This window comes from Pseudomonas sp. PNPG3 (genome assembly GCF_023093815.1).
GTDB classification, from domain to species: domain Bacteria; phylum Pseudomonadota; class Gammaproteobacteria; order Pseudomonadales; family Pseudomonadaceae; genus Aquipseudomonas; species Aquipseudomonas asiatica.
The window spans coordinates 73741-94701 of record NZ_JALLKV010000021.1; the positions used below are offsets into that span (position 1 = coordinate 73741).

General features: G+C 62.4%; 20 protein-coding genes. 13 read left to right on the plus strand and 7 right to left on the minus strand.

What is annotated here, in order from left to right; translation table 11 throughout:
- Positions 1-332 precede the first annotated feature (332 nt).
- Positions 333-965: a ribosome biogenesis GTP-binding protein YihA/YsxC gene (gene yihA / locus MJ643_RS15700; RefSeq protein WP_013970318.1), complete on the minus strand. Its 633-nt coding sequence runs from the start codon at positions 963-965 to the stop codon at positions 333-335.
- A gap of 201 nt (positions 966-1166) precedes the next feature.
- Here yihA and MJ643_RS15705 point away from each other — a divergent pair, with 201 nt between their 5' ends.
- The 7 genes from MJ643_RS15705 to MJ643_RS15735 all read left to right on the plus strand — a co-directional run bounded on the left by MJ643_RS15705 (position 1167) and on the right by MJ643_RS15735 (position 8336).
- Positions 1167-1469 (plus strand): c-type cytochrome, encoded by a 303-nt coding sequence (locus MJ643_RS15705; RefSeq protein ID WP_015268479.1) that lies wholly within the window; start codon positions 1167-1169, stop codon positions 1467-1469.
- Positions 1470-1500: 31 nt separating this feature from the next.
- Positions 1501-2118, plus strand: coding sequence for a c-type cytochrome (locus MJ643_RS15710; RefSeq protein WP_003256951.1), 618 nt, complete (start codon positions 1501-1503; stop codon positions 2116-2118).
- Between the two features lie 151 nt (positions 2119-2269).
- Complete coding sequence (dsbA, locus tag MJ643_RS15715) at positions 2270-2902, plus strand: thiol:disulfide interchange protein DsbA (RefSeq protein ID WP_013970320.1); 633 nt, start codon at positions 2270-2272, stop codon at positions 2900-2902.
- 12 nt (positions 2903-2914) lie between these two features.
- Entirely contained in the window at positions 2915-3769 is an 855-nt protein-coding gene (locus MJ643_RS15720; RefSeq protein ID WP_003256949.1) for an endonuclease/exonuclease/phosphatase family protein, read from the plus strand.
- A gap of 27 nt (positions 3770-3796) precedes the next feature.
- Positions 3797-5740 (plus strand): GGDEF domain-containing protein, encoded by a 1944-nt coding sequence (locus tag MJ643_RS15725; RefSeq protein WP_013970321.1) that lies wholly within the window; start codon positions 3797-3799, stop codon positions 5738-5740.
- Between the two features lie 80 nt (positions 5741-5820).
- Positions 5821-6609, plus strand: coding sequence for an N-acetylmuramoyl-L-alanine amidase (locus tag MJ643_RS15730; RefSeq protein ID WP_013970322.1), 789 nt, complete (start codon positions 5821-5823; stop codon positions 6607-6609).
- A gap of 122 nt (positions 6610-6731) precedes the next feature.
- Positions 6732-8336, plus strand: a complete 1605-nt coding sequence (locus tag MJ643_RS15735; RefSeq protein WP_015268483.1) for an EAL domain-containing protein — start codon at positions 6732-6734, stop codon at positions 8334-8336.
- Between the two features lie 40 nt (positions 8337-8376).
- Here the strand turns inward: MJ643_RS15735 and MJ643_RS15740 are convergent, their stop codons facing one another.
- Complete coding sequence (locus tag MJ643_RS15740) at positions 8377-10158, minus strand: KinB sensor domain-containing domain (RefSeq protein WP_023661564.1); 1782 nt, start codon at positions 10156-10158, stop codon at positions 8377-8379.
- Entirely contained in the window at positions 10155-11501 is a 1347-nt protein-coding gene (algB, locus tag MJ643_RS15745; RefSeq protein ID WP_015268485.1) for a sigma-54-dependent response regulator transcription factor AlgB, read from the minus strand. Before algB ends, MJ643_RS15740 begins: the two co-directional genes overlap by 4 nt.
- A gap of 211 nt (positions 11502-11712) precedes the next feature.
- Here algB and MJ643_RS15750 point away from each other — a divergent pair, with 211 nt between their 5' ends.
- The 6 genes from MJ643_RS15750 to MJ643_RS15775 all read left to right on the plus strand — a co-directional run bounded on the left by MJ643_RS15750 (position 11713) and on the right by MJ643_RS15775 (position 17155).
- Positions 11713-12534: a BON domain-containing protein gene (locus MJ643_RS15750; protein ID WP_023661565.1), complete on the plus strand. Its 822-nt coding sequence runs from the start codon at positions 11713-11715 to the stop codon at positions 12532-12534.
- A gap of 174 nt (positions 12535-12708) precedes the next feature.
- Entirely contained in the window at positions 12709-12999 is a 291-nt protein-coding gene (locus MJ643_RS15755; RefSeq protein ID WP_013970327.1) for a hypothetical protein, read from the plus strand.
- Positions 13000-13040: 41 nt separating this feature from the next.
- Positions 13041-13202, plus strand: coding sequence for a DUF1328 domain-containing protein (locus MJ643_RS15760; protein ID WP_003252966.1), 162 nt, complete (start codon positions 13041-13043; stop codon positions 13200-13202).
- Positions 13203-13204: 2 nt separating this feature from the next.
- Positions 13205-13675, plus strand: coding sequence for an inhibitor of vertebrate lysozyme family protein (locus MJ643_RS15765; protein WP_024087956.1), 471 nt, complete (start codon positions 13205-13207; stop codon positions 13673-13675).
- Between the two features lie 744 nt (positions 13676-14419).
- Positions 14420-15748 carry a glutamate/aspartate:proton symporter GltP gene (gene gltP, locus MJ643_RS15770; RefSeq protein ID WP_208209344.1) on the plus strand — a complete coding sequence of 443 codons (1329 nt, stop codon included), beginning with the start codon at positions 14420-14422 and terminating at the stop codon, positions 15746-15748.
- A 177-nt stretch (positions 15749-15925) separates the two neighbouring features.
- On the plus strand, positions 15926-17155 hold the full coding sequence (locus MJ643_RS15775; RefSeq protein WP_023661566.1) for a spore maturation protein: 1230 nt from the start codon (positions 15926-15928) through the stop codon (positions 17153-17155).
- Between the two features lie 142 nt (positions 17156-17297).
- Here the strand turns inward: MJ643_RS15775 and MJ643_RS15780 are convergent, their stop codons facing one another.
- The 4 genes from MJ643_RS15780 to MJ643_RS15795 are packed head-to-tail and all read right to left on the minus strand — an operon-like array spanning position 17298 to position 20775.
- Positions 17298-17915: an ABC-type transport auxiliary lipoprotein family protein gene (locus MJ643_RS15780; RefSeq protein ID WP_023661567.1), complete on the minus strand. Its 618-nt coding sequence runs from the start codon at positions 17913-17915 to the stop codon at positions 17298-17300.
- Positions 17912-18850, minus strand: coding sequence for an MlaD family protein (locus MJ643_RS15785; protein ID WP_003256978.1), 939 nt, complete (start codon positions 18848-18850; stop codon positions 17912-17914). The genes MJ643_RS15780 and MJ643_RS15785 overlap by 4 nt, the downstream gene beginning before the upstream one ends.
- A gap of 3 nt (positions 18851-18853) precedes the next feature.
- Positions 18854-19645, minus strand: a complete 792-nt coding sequence (locus MJ643_RS15790) for an ATP-binding cassette domain-containing protein (protein ID WP_023661568.1) — start codon at positions 19643-19645, stop codon at positions 18854-18856.
- Complete coding sequence (locus tag MJ643_RS15795) at positions 19642-20775, minus strand: MlaE family lipid ABC transporter permease subunit (RefSeq protein ID WP_024087957.1); 1134 nt, start codon at positions 20773-20775, stop codon at positions 19642-19644. Before MJ643_RS15795 ends, MJ643_RS15790 begins: the two co-directional genes overlap by 4 nt.
- Positions 20776-20961: the final 186 nt, after the last annotated feature.

Here is a 20961-nt window from a genome sequence, read left to right on the forward strand (position 1 = left end):
GTGCTGAAGTTTCATGAAACTATCGCAAATAGTTTTCAGGGCTCTGGAACTAAACCGGTGAAACGGAACTCAGAGTAACTGAATGGCTGGTGAAGCCTTTCGATGCTCCTATGTTGTGTTAAGTGTTGGCAGATATCTGGACCCCGCCCTAGCGGTCCGGACTTGGACCCCGAACTTCCCCCTCCCCATACGAAGTCCGGGGTTTTTTTTGCCCGGAATTTGACTTAGGGCTAATAGAGAGCCCTGTGGGAGCGGGTTTACCCGCGAATGCGATGTCGGATGCACCGCCGCATTCGCGGGTAAACCCGCTCCCACAGGTTACGAGCAAACATTCAAATGACTGGCTTGTCTTCCAGCTCCATCCAGTCCGCCAGCACCCGGTATGCCTCTTCCAAGCCCAGGCGCTTGGGCGCCGAGAACAGCTGGATGGTCACGCCATCGCCCCAACCCTTGCGGATTTCCGACTGCACCTTGAGCAGGGTGTTCTTGCCCGCGCCGTGGGTCAGCTTGTCGGCCTTGGTCAGCAGGATGTGCATCGGCATGCTGCTGGCCTTGGCCCAGTCGAGCATCATCTTGTCGAAGTCGGTCATCGGGTGGCGCACGTCCATCATCAGGATCACGCCACGCAGGCACTCCCGGCTGCCCAGGTAGGCTTCCAGGTGTTTCTGCCAGTGCTGCTTGAGCGGAATCGGGACTTTTGCATAACCGTAGCCTGGCAGGTCGACCAAACGCCGTTCATCGTCCAGACTGAAGAAATTCAACAGCTGGGTGCGCCCGGGGGTTTTCGAGGTGCGTGCCAGGCTGGCATGGGTCAGGGTGTTGAGGGCGCTGGATTTGCCGGCGTTGGAGCGGCCGGCGAAAGCCACCTCGTAACCCTGGTCGTCCGGGCATTGTTCGACCTTGGCAGCGCTGAGGGCGAATTTGGCTTTCTGGCAGAGGCCGAGGATGGGGTTCTTGACTTGCATGGGATATCCGATGTGGGTGTTGCCTGACTCTATAGGCCCGAGCCTGGCAAGCGGTGTCGTTTCCGTTTGGATGGCGGAAGTATATAATGCCCCAGTTTTTGTGTGCTCATTCTCCCGGCGAAGGAGAACGGGCATGGGGTGTCGAACAATAGCTCGCGCAACAGAACGCAGCGCGGCCCCCAACCCTGAAGGTCGTTCCGCATGGCGAAATGGCTGCTTGCTGTCGGTATGTTCCTGCCGTTTTTCAGCGCACAGGCTACACAGGATCCCGAGGTGTTGTACAACCGCACGTGTGCGGCCTGTCACACCGGGCAGTTGCCACAGGCACCCAGGCAGGGTGACCGGGCAGCATGGGAGCCAAGGCTGGCGCAAGGCATGGATGTACTGGTGAAGCACGTGACCCAGGGTTTCAAGGCTATGCCGCCGCGTGGATTGTGCATGGACTGCAGTGCCGAGGACTACCGTTTGGTCATCCTTTGGATGAGTGGCAGTCCCGATACATAACATTTCACCCTTAGCCGTGTTGGATTAGCTGATGAACAAACTAGTCGTGAGTCTGCTGTTGACCCTGGGTGTCGCAGGTGCGGCCACTGCTGCGCAACCCGTCAAAGGCGATGCCGCCGCCGGCCAGGCCAAGACGGCCGTCTGTGGCGCCTGCCACAACCCCGACGGCAACAGCCTGGCACCGAACTTCCCGAAACTGGCCGGCCAAGGCCAGCGCTACCTTGAAAAACAATTGCACGATATCAAGTCGGGCAAGCGTACCGTGCTGGAGATGACCGGCATGCTGGCCGCGTTCAGCGACCAGGACCTGGCCGATATCGCCGCCTACTTCTCCAGCCAGAAAGGCAGCGTGGGCGCGGCCGATCCCAAGCTGGTCGAGCGTGGCCGGGCGCTGTTCAACGGTGGAGATCTGGAAAAAGGCATGCCTGCCTGCACCGGCTGCCACTCGCCTAACGGCGCGGGTATCGCCTTGGCCGGCTTCCCGCACCTGGGCGGGCAGCACGCGCAGTACGTGACCAAGCAGCTCACCGACTTCCGCGAAGGCAACCGCACCAACGATGGCGATGCCATGACCATGCGCACAATCGCCGGCAAGTTGAGCAATCACGACATCGAGGCGCTGGCCAGCTACATCCAGGGGCTGCATTAACTTTCAGTTAATGTTGTAGGCCAATGATGAAAGGGCGGCCGGACCGCCCTTTTTTCCGTCCGCAGCCGTTACACTACAGAACTTGGCCCGTTCCCGGCCTGTCTCAGTGCAGGTCGCGTCGTGGCGACCAATGATTGCCCAGGAGTAAAGCATGCGTAAACTGATTCTCAGCGCCGCGCTGGTCGCTGCCAGCGTATTCGGTATGACTGCCATCCAGGCTGCCGAGCCTGTCGCCGGCAAGGAATACATCGAGCTGAGCAACCCTGTTCCGGTTTCCGTACCTGGCAAGATCGAAGTGGTCGAGCTGTTCTGGTACGGCTGCCCCCACTGCTACCACTTCGAGCCGACCATCAACCCTTGGGTCGATAAACTGCCGAAGGACGTCAACTTCAAGCGTGTACCGGCCATGTTCGGTGGCCCCTGGGACGCCCACGGTCAGATGTTCCTGACCCTCGAAGCCATGGGCGTCGAGCAGAAGGTGCACGCCGCAGTGTTCGATGCCATCCAGAACCAGCGCAAGCGCCTGACCGACCCGCAGGACATGGCCGACTTCCTCGCCACCCAGGGCGTGGACAAGGACAAGTTCCTCGCCACCTTCAATTCGTTCGCCATCAAGGGCCAGGTCAACCAGGCCAAGGAACTGGCGAAGAAGTACGAGATCACCGGCGTACCGAGCATGGTGGTCAACGGCAAATACCGCTTCGACCTGGGTACCGCCGGCGGGCCGGAAGGCGTTCTAAACGTTGCCGACCAGCTGATCGCCAAGGAGCGCGCCGCTAAGTAAGCGGCGTAACCCATGCGCCGCTTCAGAACCGCGCGTGGCATTGGCCTGCACCAGCCGCAGGTCAACGAGCATCACTTGCATGCCCCTGGCCTGCCCGAGGATGGTCGTCTGCGGCTGCTCAGTTTCAACATCCAGGTGGGCATCAGCACCGAGCGCTACCGGCATTACGTGACTCGCAGCTGGCAGCACCTGCTGCCGCACAACGGGCGTGCCGGCAACCTGCAGAAGATTGGCCAACTGCTGGGCGACTTCGACCTGGTGGCCTTGCAGGAGGCCGATGGCGGCAGCCTGCGCTCGGGCTATGTCAACCAGGTCGAGCACCTTGCCCACCTGGGCGCCTTCCCCTACTGGTACCAGCAACTCAACCGCAACCTTGGGCGTTTTGCCCAGCACAGCAATGGCGTGCTCAGCCGCTTGAAGCCACAACTGCTCGAGGATCACCCATTGCCCGGCCCGGCTGGGCGGGGTGCGATTCTGGTGCGCTTTGGTGAGGGCGAAGATGCGCTGATCGTGGTGATGATGCACCTGGCCCTCGGCGCCAAGACCCGCGCCCTGCAACTGGGTTACATCCGCGAGCTGATTGGCGGCTACCGCCATCAGGTGCTGATGGGCGACATGAATACCCATGCCACCGACCTGCTGGAGCACTCGCCGTTGCGCGACCTGGGCCTGATTGCCCCGCAAGTCGAGGCCACCTTCCCCAGCTGGCGTCCACAGCGTTGCCTGGACCACATCCTGCTCAGCCCAAGCCTCACGCTGGAGCGTGTCGAGGTGCTGGCGCAGCCAATTTCCGACCACCTTCCCGTTGCTGTCGAGATTCGATTGCCTGATGCATTGACTGTGGATACGCTGCCGGTCCTGAGCTAATTGCCATCACCGTTTGCGGACCCGGGCATGACTGAAGACGCTGAGCGCTGGAAAGAAAAATACCTGAAAAGCATCGAGCAGCAGGAAAAGCTCGAGCGCCGTTGGGACGCCCGTCTCGACCTGCTGCGTCGTGGTTTGGTACGCAGCACCCTGGCTGCCGAAGGCAGCGACAAGGTGGTAGACCAGTGCATGAAGGAAATGCGCGAGGTCATCCGCAGCGACAACATGGACGCCGGCCTTGCCGGGTTGATTCCTCGTCTTGAGAAGGCGGTACTGGACTCCGAACAGCGTCGGGAAGCCCGCATGAACCAGGTCAGCGATGCGCTGACAGCGCTGGTCGACCAGCTGCAAGGCCTGCCATTGCCGAACGATGTGTCGCGTCCGTTGAAAAAGCTGGCGAAGAAGCTCGATGGCGGAGTGGCCCACTCACGCGACCTGCCACCGTTGCTGGGCGAGTTGAGCGGCTTGCAGGGCCGCGCGCTGTCAGCCTTGGGCAAATCGGCGGCGGAGGCCCGCCCCGGCTTCTTGCAGCGCTTGTTCGGCGGCCGCGAGGATGGCGTACAAGGCGAGCCAGCGCTTGTGCCTCTGGCGCTGCCGGTTGTCGAGGCGCAGCCTTTGGCGGCACCTGCCGGTGTCGATGCCCCGCAGCCCGACGACATGGACGCGCTACAGCCGTTGCCAGCCTCCTCAGCTTCTGTTGTCGAAGCCCTCGTAATATCGGAGCCCGAGCTGGAGGCACCAGGCCCGGCGCTTATCGAAACGGCCGAACTGTCACCAGCCCCGCTGCCGCAGCCGCTCCCGGACGATGTACCGGCACCGGTAGCTATCGCCAGCGAGCCGCCGGTTGAAACAGGACCGGCGCAAACACTCGAAGAAACCTTTGGCGAAGATGGTCCCTACGCCCTGCCCTACGCGGTGGAGCCGCCCTACAGCCAGGTTGCCGAGCACATCGAGCACACTCTGATCGGCTTGCTCGATGACCTCAGCCTGCCGGAGCGACACAAGGCCCAGGCGCTAGAGATGCGTGAACGCGTCGCCCGGGGCTTGAACTGGTATGAGCTGATACCGGTGCTGGATGACCTGGCTGTGCTCATGCTGGCGATCACCGACAGCGGCCAGCACGAATTCGAAACCTACCTGCAGCAGCTCAACGAACGCCTGGAAGGTTTCCAGAGCCACCTGCACGAGGCTAGCGCCGGCCATGCCGACAACAGCTCGGCCGCTCGCGAGCTGGATAGCCAGCTGCGTGAGCACGTCGATGGGTTGCAGAGCAGTGTGCAAGGTGCCGCCGACGTCGACAGCCTCAAGCATATTCTGGAAAACCGCCTGGAAGGTCTGTTGGTGACCATGGATGAGCACAAGCATGAGCGTGATCGCCGCGAACAGGAGCTGGCTGGACGCCTGCAAGGGCTGTCGGAGCGGGTGGCGAACATGGAGCAAGAGGCGCTCGGCTACCGTGAGCACTTGGAAGAGCAGCGCCAGAAGGCCTTGCTTGATCCCCTAACCGGCCTGCCCAACCGTGCAGCCTGGAGCGAGCGGGTCGAGCGCGAAATGCTCGAATGGCAGGCACACGGCGGCCATCTGGCGATGGCGATCCTCGACCTGGACCATTTCAAGCGTATCAACGACAGCTATGGGCACCTGGCTGGGGACAAGGTCTTGAAGATCGTCGCCGACCAGTTGCGCAAGCGCCTGCGCGGCCATGACTTCATCGCCCGGTTTGGCGGCGAGGAGTTTGTCCTGCTGCTGCCGCAGACCTCGCCGGCTGCCGCTGCCCAGATAGCCGAGGTGCTGAGGGCCACGGTCGAGGCGTGCCCGTTCCACTTCAAGGGCGAACGGGTGGTGATCACCACGTCCATCGGCCTGGGTGCATTCCGTCCCGGCGAGCGCGGCGATCAGGTGCTCAAGCGCGCCGATGCGGCGCTTTACCGGGCCAAGGAATCGGGACGCAACCGTATCGAGCTGGCATAGCCGGTAGCTGCTGACTCGCGGCAAGCACGGCCCTTGGGGAGCACGTTATACTGTAGCGCTCATACGCTGAGGCCACTGACGTGCTTTCCACGCTTAAAAAAACCCTGATTTCCTTCCTGCTGTTGTCTGTCGCCGGTTGCTCGACCGGCCTGCGCATCGACCGTAGCCACCCTTCGATCAACCAGGACAACCGCATCCAGTTCGTTGTCCTGCACTACACCAATGCTTCGCTGGAGCGTTCCCTGGCGTTGCTGACCCATGGGGAAGTCAGCAGCCACTATCTGATTGGTGACGGCCCGGCGACGGTGTACCAGCTGGTGGATGAAAGCCGCCGCGCCTGGCATGCCGGTGATAGCCAGTGGCAGGGGCGGACCTGGCTGAACTCCTCGTCCATCGGTATCGAAATCGTCAACCCGGGCTTCACCGACACGCCGAATGGGCGGGTCTGGCACCCTTACAGCGAAGCGCAGGTCCAGTCGCTGATCGCGCTGCTCAAGGACATCGTCAAGCGTAACAACATCGAGCCACGGCACATCATTGGCCACAGCGATATCGCGCCGCTGCGCAAGCTTGACCCTGGGCCGCTATTTCCGTGGAAACGCCTGGCCGACGCCGGGCTGGGGGTCTGGCCGGATGCAACTGCCGTGGCACGGCAGCAAGCCTATTTCAGCGTCAACCCGCCGAGCGTGGGCTGGTACCAGCAGGAGCTGGCGCGGTTTGGCTATGCGATCGAGCAGACTGGGGTACTGGATGTTGCCACCCGCCATGTGATCGCCGCGTTCCAGATGCGTTTCCGCCCGCAGCGCTTCGATGGCATGCCGGATGCGCAGACGGCGGCGATGCTGCAGGTGCTCAACCGGATGCGTTGATCTGCCAAGGTGAGACGGGCTCTTGTTTAGAAGCGGCCTTCGGCGCTTGTAGCGAAGCGCCAAACGGCAAAGGTGATTCCTGATTCAGTTGCTATAACCTAGTAATCAACTGGATGCCCTCGATGTCAGCCCTCATCGCCTTGCTGCGCCAAATTTTTTACCGTCCCTGGATGCTGGCCACGTTGGCAGCACTGGCCAGCGCGGCACTGTTGCTTTCTGCAAGCATCGGCATTGCCCTGCAACAGATGAAGCAAAGCGAGAGTGCACAGATGAACGCCCAGGGCGAACGCTTTCTGGAGCGCCTCGAGCAGGTGTTCGGCCAGTTGCGCGAAGGGGTCGACCTGCTGCAGGCGCAACCCTTGCGCGGCTGCAGCCCGGCGATGCTGACGGCATTGCAGCAGGTAGGCCTGAGTTCCCGCTTCATTTATGAAGCGGCGTACGTGGATGGAGATGTGGCCTGCTCAAACCGCGGTGACGAGCGGGCGTTCGAACCCTTGCGCGCCCCCGACATCCAAGGGCCGACCTACAGCTACTGGCTGAATACCACGACCGAGCCGAACGAGAACCTGGCCGCGCTGATGCTTGGGAGGGGCAAGTTCGTGGTATCCACCTCTCGTGGGCACCTGACCGATGTGGTCGACCTGCCCCCGGGCGGCAGCCTGGTGGTGGTGTTGGACAACGGTGCCCGGGCCATCCCCGTGCTGGGCCCACCGCAGGTATGGCCGCCTCCTTCGGCCTGGTCAACCAGCCACAAGTCGCTGCTTGAACTCAGCGATCGCCTGATCTATCGAATGCCGACCAAGTCACCGGACTACCAGTTGGTGCTGATCGCCCCGCGGGCGAGCCTGCCGTTGAGGATGAACGGCATGCTCTGGCTTCTGTTCCCCGGCAGTGTACTGGCGGCCTGTTGCATCGGCTGGCTGGTACTGCAACTGATCCTGCAGCGGCGGTCGATGAGCTCGGAATTGCAGAATGCCTTGCGTCGCGGCGAACTGCAGGTGCTCTACCAGCCGATCTTCGAGCTCGACAGCCGACGCTGTGTCGGGGCCGAGGCTCTGGTGCGCTGGCGCCGCCCGGACGGTACCCTGACCAGCCCGGACCTGTTCATCCCTTTGGCGGAAAACACCGGGCAGATTCGCCAGATCACGGACTTTGTCCTGCAGCGTGTGCTGGAACAGCTAGGGCAACTGCTGCGCTCGCATCCCAACTTGTACATTTCGGTGAATCTGGCGGCCTGTGATGTGATGGTGCCGCGCATCGGCCGGGTGGCGGCACGCTTGCTGGCCTTGCACCGTGTGTCGGCCAGCCAGATCGCCTTCGAGGTGACCGAGCGCGGCCTGATCGACGTGGTTGTGGCTCGCGACAACCTCCAGGCGCTGCGCGCAGTGGGGCATCAAGTGCTGATCGACGATTTTGGGACTGGCTATTGCAGCCTGGCGTACTTGCAAACCCTGCCAGTGGACTGCCTGAAGATCGACAAGGCGTTTATCGATGCGTTGGGGCACGACGCCGCCAGTAGCGGTGTTGCCCCGCATATCATTCGCATGGCCCACGACCTGCACCTGCGGGTGATTGCCGAAGGAATCGAGTGTGAAGACCAAGCGGTGCTGCTGAACAGCGAAGGGGTCAATTATGGCCAGGGCTGGCTTTTTGCCCGGCCACTGAATGCCCGGCAGTTTGCCGAACTGGTGACTCGAGGTCGGCTGCCGCGGCGGGTTGAGCATTGACTGATCCGGCACCGAAGATGGGGCCGGGGGCAGGGTACATTCAGACCGGTAGTGCCATGTAGAACTGGGTCCCCTGCCCCGGTCGGGAAAACACGCCCATGCGCCCGCCATGCAGCTGCACGATCTCTTTGCACAGCGCCAAGCCCAGCCCCGCGCCGCCTTTCTTGCGCCCTACCTGCACGAAGGGCTCGAAGATGCGCCCCTGTTGCCCATAGGCAATGCCTTCGCCGTTGTCCTCGACACTGATGATCACCCGCTCCGCATGCCGTCGTGCATGCAAGCGGATACGACCGCCGCTGGCGGTATGGCGGATGGCATTGTGCAACAGGTTGTCCAGCACCCGGTCGAGTTGGGCGACATCGGCCTGGATACGCGGTAGCGGCGGCTCCAGCTCCGTGATCAACTCGATCTGCTTGTTCGCCGCCGGCTCGGCAAAGCGATGTTGTGCACGTTCCAGCAGTTCGTCTATGGCGCAGGGAGCCAGCTCGAGCTTCTGCATCCCGCTCTGGTAGCGGCTGAAGTTGAGCAGGTCGTTGATCAACTGGGTCAGGCGCTGCATTTCCTCGCCAATGGTCTCCAGCAGGTCATGCTCGCGCGCCTCTGGCGGGAACTTGAGCCGCTCGCGCAACAGACCGAAGGCCATGTGCATGCCAGTCACCGGAGTGCGCAGCTCGTGGGAAGCGCGCAGCACGAACTCGCTGCGCACGCGTTCGAAGGCGCGCTGCTCGGTTACATCATGCAACACCATCACTGCGCCAAGTATCGGCCCTTGCGGGTGGCTGACCGGGGTCAGGCTGTAGGCGAGCAGGCGCGTTTCGTCATCGACGTCCATGTTCAGGTCGTCTGGCTGGCGGTCGAGGTTGCCGCCGCGCAGTACCTGGCGTAGCTGCTGTTCCAGTTCCGGGCGCTGCAGGGCTTCGGCCAGGCTGCTGCCGGCGCGGCTGTCGGTCCAGCCCAGCTGGCGCTGTGCCACCGGGTTGAGGTGTTCCAGGCGGCCCTGGCGATCGATTATCAGCAGGCCATCGTCGATGCTGTCCAGCACGGCCTGCAAGCGTTGCTGGCCAGCCAGCAGTTCATCGACGTTGGTGGCCTGGTGCTTGCGCAAGGCATCGGCCATCAGGCCGAAGCGGCGGGTGAGCTGGTTCAGTTCGGTGGCCTGTGTGACCGGCAGGGTGACGTCGAAATCGCCCTTGCCGAGTTGGTCGGCAGCTTTGGCCAATGCTTCGATCGGCTGGCCGAAGCGCCGGGCGATGTTGTGCGCGGTGATGAAGCCCAGTACCAGTACCACCAAACCCATCAGGCCGAGTACGCCGCTGACCAGCAGGGCGTGGTCGCGGGTGTGCTCCTCGCTGCGGGTGATGTGCTCCAGGGCCTGCTTGTGGGAATCGATCAGATCGGTGCGGACCTGGTTGAACGCGGCCCCGAGTGGTTGGTCAACGCCCATGCTGCGGGAGGGCGCCGGGCTGTCGCGGTAGGCCTGGAGGAAGGCCTGGTAGTTGCTGCTGGCCTTGCTGAAGCCGGTGCGCTCGCCACCTTGGTCCAGCCCTTGGTTGAGCAGGGTCTGGAAGTTGTCTTGCAGCAGCCGCAGGTTTTCCGGGGCGGTCTCGTCATCGAGGATCAGGGTCAACTGTTCGCCAAGGTTCTGGCGCAACTTCAGCCCTATTTCCAAGGTGTGGGTGGTATCGCGCACCAGTCGCTGCTGCACCGTGGCCATCTGCAGCACGCTGACCAGGCCCAGCAGCAGCCCGAGCAGGGCCACGGTGACCAGCGCCGAAATGCTGAGGAAAAGCCGCGTGCGCAGCTTCATGGGCGGCCATTTCATAGGTTGTACTGCTTGCGCTTGCGGTACAGGGTGGATGCATCGATCCCCAGGGTCTTGGCGGCCTGGTCAAGGGTGTCACTGGCGGCCAGCACCGCACCAATGTGGGCGCGCTCCAGCTCATCAAGGCTCAGTGCAGCGCCTATGCGAGGGGCGTTACCAGCAGGCTGCTCGCCCATGCCCAGGTGGCTGATTTCCACGCGTTCCTGCGGGCAGATGATACTGGCCCGCTCCACCACGTTACGCAGTTCGCGAATGTTGCCGGGCCAGCGGTAGTTGAGCAGGGCTGTGCGGGCTTCGTCACTGAAGCCGCGCGCAGGCCGAGAGTATTCCTTGACGAAGCGGGCGAGAAAGCGGTCGGCCAAGGTCAGGATGTCTTCACTGCGCTCGCGCAGCGGCGGCAGGTGCAAAGTGATGACGTTCAGGCGATACAGCAGGTCTTCGCGGAAACGGCTCTCACGCACCATCTCTTCGAGGTTGAGGTTGGTAGCGGCGAGTATACGTACATCGGCGCGACGGGTTACCGGGTCGCCGACGCGCTCGTATTCCTTATCCTGGATGAAGCGCAGCAGTTTGGGCTGCAAGGTCAGCGGGAAATCGCCGATCTCGTCGAGGAACAGCGTGCCCCCATCTGCCTGGTTGACTCGCCCCAGGGTGCTTTCGCTGGCGCCGGTGAAGGCGCCGCGGGTGTGGCCAAACAACTCGCTTTCCATCAGCTCGGCGTTCAGTGACGGGCAGTTGATGGTCACGCAGGATTTGCGCGCGCGCTTGCTCCAGCCGTGGATGGCCCGGGCCAGTTCACCTTTACCTGTGCCCGACTCGCCAAGGATGAGGATGTTGGCGTCGGTGGTAGCGACCTGGCGGGCGGTTTCCAGTACCGCCATCATGGCCGGGCTGTGCGAGTCGAGCCCGTCCTTGGGTTTGCGCACTTCACCTTCCAGGGCCTCCAGTCGTGCGGAAAGCTGGCGTACTTCCAACTGTTTGGCTGTAGCCAGGCGCAGCTGGTCGGGGCTGCACGGCTTGACCAAGTAATCGGCGGCGCCGGCCTGGATCGCGTCTACCGCCGTATCGATCGCTGAGTGCGCGGTTACGATCACCACCCGCATCCAGGGGGCCTGGATACGCATCTGCGCCAGCACATCGAGGCCGTTGTCCTCGCCCAGGCGCAAATCGAGGAAGCACAGGTCGAATACTTGGCGCTGCAGCAAGGCCTCGGCCTGGGCGGCGCTGTTGGCCGTTGCCACATTGTAGCCCTCGTCCTCCAGGCAGTAGCGGAAGGTGCGCAGGATCGCGGACTCGTCATCCACCAGCAGAATGCGGCCTTGGTTGTCCTGGGCTGACTCCATGTGCTGCGCTCCTTTAGGAAAGATCTTCATTTAGTGTGGGAAAAATCGGGCAAGTTGCATGGTCCATTGTGAAGGAACCTGTCCTTTGCATGCTAGCCACTGGCCAATCAGCGCGTGGAGGCCGCGCTTTCCAGATGATTTTCTTAGAGGCGCACGGTGGCACATTGGTTGCGAGGATTTTCAGTTTTTGCCTACAAAAGGAGGCACTGCCATGCCCTTTTCCATCCGAGCCGCCATGTTGGCAGCCACACTGCTACCGGTGTTCACGCCGGTATTCGCCGATCCGGTGCAAGACGCCCGCCTGGAGGGGGCCTTGCAAACTGCCCTGTCGCTGAACCGTATGCTCGACCCGTTCCGTATTCAGGTCGAGGTGGATGGCAAGCAGGCGCGGCTTTCCGGTGAGGTGGAGAACGACGTCGAGCGCCAGCTGGCAGAGCATGTGGCTCTGGCTACCCGTGGCATCGAGCAAGTTGACAACCAACTGCGGGTCAATGCCCAGCTGGTGGAGCGCCCGCTGGCGTTGCGTGCCTACGCCCAGCGCCTGGAGGATGCCACCCTGGCCGCCGTGATCCGTGCTCGGCTGCTATGGAGCCGCATAACCGAGAAGGCACCTATAGATGTACAGAGCAGCGAAGGTGTGGTGACCCTGCGCGGCAAGGTCGACAGTGCCGAGGCCAAGGAGCTGGCCGGCGTGGTGGCGCGCACCACGGAGGGCGTGCACCTGGTCAACAACCTGGTCAGCCTCGATACCGCCGCCATGGCCAAGGCCCGGGAAGCTCCGATTGGGCTGCCGACCGGGCCGCAGCCGAGTGACAGCTGGATCATCGACAAGATCCAGAACAGCTACCGCTTCAGCCGCAACCTCGATGGCCTGAACCTGAAAGTGGCTAGTGAAGAGGGGCTGGTTCGGCTTTCAGGCGAAGTGGTCAGCAGCGAGCAGAAAACCATCGCCGTGGAAATCGCTAGGCAGATCATCGGCGTGCGTGGGGTGGACGCGGACCTGCTCAAGGTAGCGACCAAGGTCGAAGGTTGATCGTGCAATTCGCACGACCCCACGGACGGCATCGTGCAGGATACGTCCCTGTCGATTATTGTCTTCCTGTTTAAACGCTTGATTTCAAAGGATTTTATTTGAATCAAAAGGCTGGCATGCAGGCTGCAATTACTTATTCAGGTTTGAACAAGAATTACAGCAGGAGGAGCCGGCATGAACTGCCAATCCGTCAACCGCTTGCAGAGCGCCGCACTGCCCCTGCGCCAGGTGTTGTCACTCAGCCTGGCGCTGGTACTGACTTTGGCCGCTGGCCTCTTCTATTACAGCTGGCAGACCGCACGCCTGGCCGAGCAAGTGGCGGCGCAGACCGCCCTATTGACGCAGATTCAGGCAACCCGTGCCAACACCCTGGTCAAGGCCGCCGACCCGCTGCCAACCGGCCAGGCCACTGCGTCACCGGCCACCTTGGAAAATGTCGTACCCCAGGACCGCTGGGTGTTCTGACCGCCGGCTGAACCGATTCCGAAAAAGAAAGGAGAACCACCATGCTGAGTTGGGCTATCACTTTCCTCATCATCGCCATTGTCGCCGCCGTACTGGGCTTCGGTGGTATCGCGGGCGCTGCCACGGGTATCGCGAAGATTCTGTTCATTGTCTTCCTGGTGCTGTTCGTAGCCTCCTTCTTCTTTGGACGTGGACGAGGTTGAAGATGGGCAGGAAGCGTTGGACAGCCCTGGCTGCCGCCCTGGTACTGGGTGGCAGTGCAGCGGCGATGGCGGCCAATGACGGCCAGGTCCGGGTCGACCAGTTGCTCGGCTCGGACCCGGAGTACAGGGAAACCTGGCAGGACACGATCAAAGGCGAGGAACGCCTGCCTGACTGGGTGGTCAATCTGACCGGCAGTTCCCAGCAGCAGATGTCTGCAGTTACCGAGGACGGCGACAAGTACCTGGTCGGCCCGTTGTGCGAAGGCAAGGACAACTGCACCTACAAGCGCCTGATCGTGGCGTTCAGCTGGGACAAGGATGATGCCTACGGGATGCTCGTGGAGGTGCCCGAAGGTCTGCCGCATGACAAGTCGCCCACCCGCCACGCACAGTACCGCTGGCTGGGTGAGCCGGACGATGGCATGAAAGCGATGCTGCAGGAGCAGCTCAAGCGTGACCCGAACTGGTACTGAGCGTTTGTACGTGGTACGGATGAAAGGTCATGCACTGTCACGTAATAGAAGCTGAACCTTTCTATATTTCAGCCTTCTATGATGCGCCGCCCCGAGGAGGGGCTGCACATGACCAAGGGGCCGGGCTGTTCTGATTGTTGCAGGATCGGAGTGGCCTAGGGGTACAGGGAGTGCCTCCAGCAATGGGCCGGGTCAGGAAAGGCGGAATCGGAAGTTTCAGGTCGGGGGGGGCATCAAGGCACCTGACCAGACCTGACTTCCGAGGAGCCATGTAGGAAACCTCTCTTCCTGCGCGATTTCTTCTTCGGGACACATTTTGTCTCGACCGTACATCAAATTTTTTTCGATCCCCCCAGCGCTTGTTCAAGCGGCATTTCAGCCATTCGGATTGTCGAACAAGCCATCTTCAATGCCATTTATACCCTGCCAAATCTGCCTAAATATGGCGGTTTGGTCTTGTTCGGGATTCCGAACGTTATAAATCAAGCACTTGCAAACCTTCCGTTTTGGTCAGAAATGTTATGCATAAACGGCATGGGCTATGCGTTTCCGGCATTAGATTTCCCCCTTTGCCATCGCAATAGTTGCCGCCTTTTTCGCCGGCCGAGCGCCCCTGTCGCTCGCCTGCGGTGTCCTTACATGAAGTCGCCGGACGGAAGCAGCTGCTGCCCGTGACCTAGCCAACGGCTCTGTTACGCGCGTTTCCGTTGGGTGCCCATGACCACTAGAACAAAGGGTAAAGACATGAAGAAGGCAAAACTGAGCCTCGCCTGGCAGATCGTCATCGGTCTGGTCCTGGGTGTTGCAATCGGCGCTCTACTGAATCATTTCAGTGCAGAAAAGGCATGGTGGATCAGCAACGTCCTCCAGCCCGCTGGTGACATCTTCATTCGCCTGATCAAGATGATCGTCGTCCCGATCGTGATTTCGTCGCTGATCGTGGGTATCGCCGGGGTTGGCGACGCGAAGAAACTGGGCAGCATCGGCCTGAAGACCATCATCTACTTCGAAGTGGTGACCACCATCGCCATCGTCGTCGGCCTGGTGTTGGCCAACCTGTTCCACCCGGGCGCCGGCATCGACATGAGCACCCTGGGTACAGTGGACATCTCCAAGTACCAGGCTACCGCGGCCGAGGTGCAGCATGAGTATGCGTTCATCGAAACCCTGCTGAACCTGATCCCGTCGAACATCTTCGCAGCGCTGATGCGTGGCGAAATGCTGCCGATCATCTTCTTCTCGGTGATGTTCGGCCTGGGCCTGTCGAGCCTGCAGGCAGAGCTGCGCGACCCGCTGGTGCGTACTTTCCAGGCGGTTTCCGAGACTATGTTCAAGGTCACCCACATGATCATGAACTACGCCCCTATCGGCGTGTTCGCCCTGATCGCCGTGACCGTGGCCAACTTCGGGTTCAGCTCGCTGCTGCCGCTGGCCAAGCTGGTGGTACTGGTGTACTTCGCCATCGCCTTCTTCGCCTTCATGGTGCTGGGCCTGGTTGCCCGCCTGTTCGGCTTCTCGGTGATCAAGATCATGCGCATCATGAAAGATGAGCTGATTCTCGCCTACTCCACCTCCAGCTCGGAAACCGTGCTGCCGCGCGTGATCGAGAAGATGGAGAAGTACGGTGCTCCGAAGTCGATCTGCTCGTTCGTGGTACCGACCGGCTACTCGTTCAACCTCGACGGCTCGACCCTGTACCAGAGCATCGCGGCCATCTTCATTGCCCAGCTGTACGGTATCGACCTGTCGTGGAGCCAGCAGCTGCTGCTGGTGCTGACCCTGATGGTCACCTCCAAGGGTATCGCTGGCGTACCGGGTGTTTCCTTCGTGGTGCTGCTGGCCACCCTGGGCAGCGTGGGTATCCCGCTGGAAGGCCTGGCCTTCATCGCCGGTGTCGACCGCATCATGGACATGGCTCGTACCGCCTTGAACGTTGTGGGCAACGCCCTGGCAGCCCTGGTCATCGCGCGCTGGGAAGGCATGTACGACGCCGCCAAGGGCGAGAAGTACTACGCCTCGCTGATGGCCGGCAAGCAGGAAGCGGCCATGGTTGGCGAAGCTGCCAAGCGCTGAGCCTGATGAGCTGAACAAGAAGCCCCGACCTGTCGGGGCTTTTTGTTGCCTGTGAGATTCCAGGCTGCTCGCGGACCCTTTTCTCGAGGCCTGCGCGATCCCTGTGTCAGGTCTGCGGTCTCCAGCCATGCGCCCCGATACGCTATCATTCGGGCATTTTTCAGGGGGAACACACGGATGCTCAACGGCCTTTGGCTTGGCTTTTTCCTGGTGGCGGCAGTGTCCGCCCTGGTCCAATGGCTAATAGGCGGCAACGCCAGCATCTTCGCGGCGATGGTCGAGAGCATATTCGCCATGGCCAAGTTGTCGGTCGAGGTGATGGTGCTGTTGTTCGGCACGCTGACCCTGTGGCTGGGCTTTCTCAAGATCGCCGAGAAGGCTGGCATCGTCGAGTGGCTGGCCAAGGTGCTCGGCCCGCTGTTTGCCCGGCTGATGCCGGAAGTTCCGCCCGGCCACCCGGCCCTGGGCCTGATCACCATGAACTTCGCCGCCAACGGCCTTGGGCTGGACAACGCCGCCACGCCGATCGGCCTGAAGGCCATGCGCGCGCTGCAGGAGTTGAACCCCAGCAGTACCACGGCGAGCAACGCGCAGATCCTGTTCCTGGTGCTCAACGCATCGTCGTTGACCCTGCTGCCTGTGACCATCTTCATGTATCGGGCCCAGCAAGGTGCGGCGGACCCGACCATAGTGTTCCTGCCAATCCTGCTGGCCACCAGCGTCTCCACCTTGGTCGGCCTGCTGTCGGTGGCAGTGATGCAGCGCCTGCGCCTGTGGGACCCGGTAGTGCTTGCCTACCTGATTCCCGGTGCCTTGCTGCTGGGCGGCTTCATGGCCTTTCTCGGCACCCTTTCGGCGGCCGCGCTGGCCAGCCTTTCGTCGATCCTGGGCAACCTCACGTTGTTTGGCGTGATCACCCTGTTCCTGGTGATCGGCGCCTTGAAGCGGGTCAAGGTGTATGAAGCCTTTGTCGAAGGCGCCAAGGAAGGTTTCGATGTGGCCAAGGGCCTGTTGCCTTACCTGGTGGCGATGCTGGTGGCGGTGGGTGTATTGCGGGCCTCAGGCGCCCTGGAGCTGGCCTTGGACGGTATTCGTCATGCGGTGACTGGGCTGGGCCTGGACACCCGCTTCGTCGAGGGCTTGCCCACGGCGCTGGTCAAACCGTTCTCCGGCAGTGCGGCGCGGGCGATGCTGATCGAGACCATGCAGACCCACGGTGTGGACAGCTTCCCGGCGCTGGTGGCGGCGACGATTCAGGGGAGTACCGAAACCACCTTCTACGTGCTGGCGGTTTACTTTGGTGCGGTGGGTATCCAGCGCGTGCGCCATGCCGTCGGCTGCGCCTTGCTGGCGGAGTTTTCCGGTGTGATCGCGGCGATATTCGTCTGCTACTGGTTCTTCGCCTGACGCGGACCCTTGTGGGAGCGGCCTTGCGTCGCGAAAGGGCCGCACAGCGGCCCCAGGATTTCGGCGCTCATGCAAGAATGCCGGGGCCGCTTCGCGGCCCTTTCGCGACACAAGGCCGCTCCCACAAAAAGCAGGCAGGGGTTCAGTGAGCGGGAACGCTGGCTGCTTGCGCAATGGTCCAACTCACCACCTGCCCGGTCAGCTGGTCGCAGGCTTTCCCGAAGCCGGCAACCACCGCTGACACCTGCTTGTCGGCCAGCGGCTGGCGGATTTCGAAGCGTTTGCTGGCCAGAATGCGCTGGTTGCGGCCTTGGACCAGGCGTGCGTCATAGCGGATCACCACCTCCACCGCCCCGCCCGCGCGGTATTCGGTCTGGAACGCCTGCAGCTCGCCAGCCAACTCGTAGTCGGCTTGCAGGTTGCTGTCGTCGGCGCTAAGGCGTTGTACCTGGCCGTCACGCTGGAAACCGTCGAGCAGGCGGTTGCGCAGCAGCACCGGCACTGCGTCGCTCCAGCGCGCGCCCTTGTAGCTGCTGACCACATCGCCCTGGGGAATCACTGCAATCCGTGGCCCGGCCAGCACTTCGCTGGCCAGCGGCTTGTTCAGGCGCAATGACCAGTCCAGCGCCGGCGCCGTCCGGCCGGGCTGGTTCACCGGAAGACGGTACAGGTCGACGGGCTCGCTCTGCGGCAGGATCGAGCAGGCACTGGCCAGGCTCAGTGCGGCCGCCAGGGCCAGCAGGCGCAGCGACGGTTTCATGGTTGGAACTCCTTGTTGTTGTCGCGGCCGAGCAGGTAGCCGCTAGGGTCGGCCTCCAGTTGCCGGGAAATGCCTTTGAGTGCGTTTAGGGTTTCGCGTAGCTCGCGAATCGCCGGGGTCAGCTGGTTCAGGCCCTGGGCACCGTCGCCGATGGCTTCGCGGTTGTCCTCGAGCAGGCGGTTGATGGTGGCGGTGCTCTCGGCCAGTGACTGCATGGCCTGCTCGGCGCTGCCGATTGCCTGCTTGCCTTCGCTGCCCAGCAGGCCGTTGGCATTGCGCATCAGTGCCTGGGTTTCGGCCAGGGTGGCGCTGGCCTGCTTGCCCACCTGCACCAGCTGCTCGATGGCCTGGGTGATGCTGCCGTGCTGGCCAGCGAAGGCGCCGGTGGTCTTGTCGAGGTTGGACAGGGTGTTGCTGAGGTGGCCGATGTTGTCCTCGGAAAACATCTGGTTGGCGTTATGCAGCAGGAGGTTGATGTTGGTCACCAGGTCGCTGCTGTCATTGAGCAGGCGCGAGATTGGCGAGGGCGATGCGATGATCACCGGCAGCTTGCCGTCCTTGCCTTTCAACTCGGGGCTTTGCGGGGTGCCCCCGCTGAGCTGGATGAACGAGTTGCCGGTCACGCCGGCCAGGGTCAGCTTGGCCTGGGTGTCTTCCTTCACCGGGGTGTCGGCGCTCAGGCGCACCCGTGCCAGTACCCGGCGCGGGTCTTTCGGGTCCAGGCGCAGGGTGGACACATCGCCTACCTTGATGCCGTTGTACTGCACCGGGCTGCCGCGGGATAGGCCGGAGACGGCTTCGTTGAACACCACTTCGTAGTCCTTGAAGGCGTCGTCGACACTCGATTTGGCCAGCCACATGCCGAACAGCATGGCGCCGGCCACCACCAGGACGGTGACCAGGCCGATAAGAACGTGATGGGCTCGGGTTTCCATTGCTCAGCGCTCCTGCCCGGCACGGGTGGCGGCCTGCTCGGCTGCGCGCCCGCGTGGGCCATGAAAGTATTCTTGAATCCAGGCGTCGTCGGTCTGCTCGACCTCGGCCAGCGGGCCGGCCACCAGGACCTTCTTCTGCGACAGCACTGCGATGCGGTCGGTAATGGTGTACAAGGTGTCGAGGTCGTGGGTGATGAGGAATACCGACAGGCCCAGGGCGTCACGCAGGGTCAGGATCAACTGGTCGAAGGCGGCGGCGCCGATCGGGTCCAGGCCGGCGGTGGGTTCGTCGAGAAACAGGATGTCCGGGTCCAGTGCCAGGGCACGAGCCAGCGCCGCGCGCTTGATCATGCCCCCCGAAAGCGAAGCCGGGTACTTGTCGGCGGCCGAGATCGGCAGCCCGGCCAAGGCCAGCTTAACTCCGGCCAGGTGCTCGGCATCGGCGCGGGACAGCCCTGCGTGCTCGATCAGTGGCAATGCCACGTTTTCGGTGACGGTCAGTGAAGAGAACAGCGCGCCTTTCTGGAACAGTACGCCGAAGCGCTGTTCGACCAGTGAGCGCTGCTCTTCGCGCAGGCCGGCCAAGTCCTGGCCGAACACCTTGATCTGCCCTTCGTCGGGCCGCCGCAGGCCAATGATGCTGCGTAGCAGCACCGACTTGCCGCTGCCCGAGCCGCCGACCACGGCGAGGATCTCGCCGCGATACAGGTCGAGGTCGAGGTTTTCGTGCACGCTCTGACGGCCGAAGCGGTTACAGATGCCCCGGGCCTCGATCACACGTTCCTGGCCATTCACCAGCCCATCTCCATGAAGAACAGCGCAGCCACCGCATCCAGCACGATGACCACGAATATCGACTGCACGACCGCCGAGGTGGTGTGCGCGCCCACCGATTCGGCGCTGCCGCTGACCTTGAAGCCTTCCAGGCAGCCGATCGAGGCGATCAGGAAGGCGAAGAACGGTGCCTTTGCCAGGCCGACCAGGAAGTGCTGCACGCCGATGTCGCTTTGCAGCAGCGACAGGAACATGGCTGGCGAGATGTCCAGTGTCAGCGCACACACCACCGCGCCGCCGACGATGCCGCAGATCATCGCGATGAAGGTCAGCAAGGGCAGCGAAATCAGCAGCGCCAGTACGCGCGGCACCACCAGCAGCTCCATGGGGTTCAGGCCCAGGGTGCGGATGGCGTCGATTTCTTCGTTGGCCTTCATCGAGCCGATCTGAGCGGTGAACGCGCTGGCGGTGCGGCCGGCCATGAGGATGGCGGTCAGCAGCACGGCGAACTCTCGCAGGAACGAGAATGCCACCAGGTCGACGGTGAAGATGGTTGCGCCGAAATCGGCCAGCACCGTGGCGCCGAGGAAGGCCACCACCGCGCCCACCAGGAAGGTCAGCAGGGCGACGATGGGCGCGGCGTCCAGACCGGTCTGTTCGATGTGCGCCACAACCGGGGTAAAGCGCCAGCGATGGGGTTGCAGGGCACGGCGTAGCAGGGTTTCGAGGATCAGGCCAACGAAGCCGAGCACCTGCAGGGTGTCTTGCCACAAGTTGCCAACGGCGCAGCCGATGCGCTCTAGAAGCAACAGCAGCACGTTACGCTCGGGTTCCTTGACCGGAATGCAGTAGTCCTGCACCGAGCAGTAGACATTCTTGAGCAGGGCGCGGCTGGCTTCGGGCAGGCCATGGGTGCAGCGGGACAGACGTTCGGAGCCGAGCAGTTCGGCCAGCAGCGAGGCACCGGCGGTATCCAGGCGTCCCAGTTGGCTAAGGTCGGCGACGGTATCGGCAGCATATTGCGCCCGCAGGCGCTCGCTCTCACGCTTGAGGCTGGCGTAGTGCGCCAGGGTCCAGTCACCGGTAATGCGCAGGCAGGCCGGTTGGCTACTGGTGTCCAGGGTGGCGCTGGGGGTGGTCATCGGCTCCATGCTACTGACTCGGCGCTAAGGCTTAGGGCCTGATCATAGCGCAGCGGGCATGGGCTGTTTGGTGATTATGTGCTGTCTTCACGGACCTTGGGGGCTGCTTTGCAGCCCATCGCCGCGGTTCGTCGCCACGACAAGCCAGCTTGTGTCTTCAAGGTCTCTTAAACTCGAAAGGGTGAGAGCAGTGGA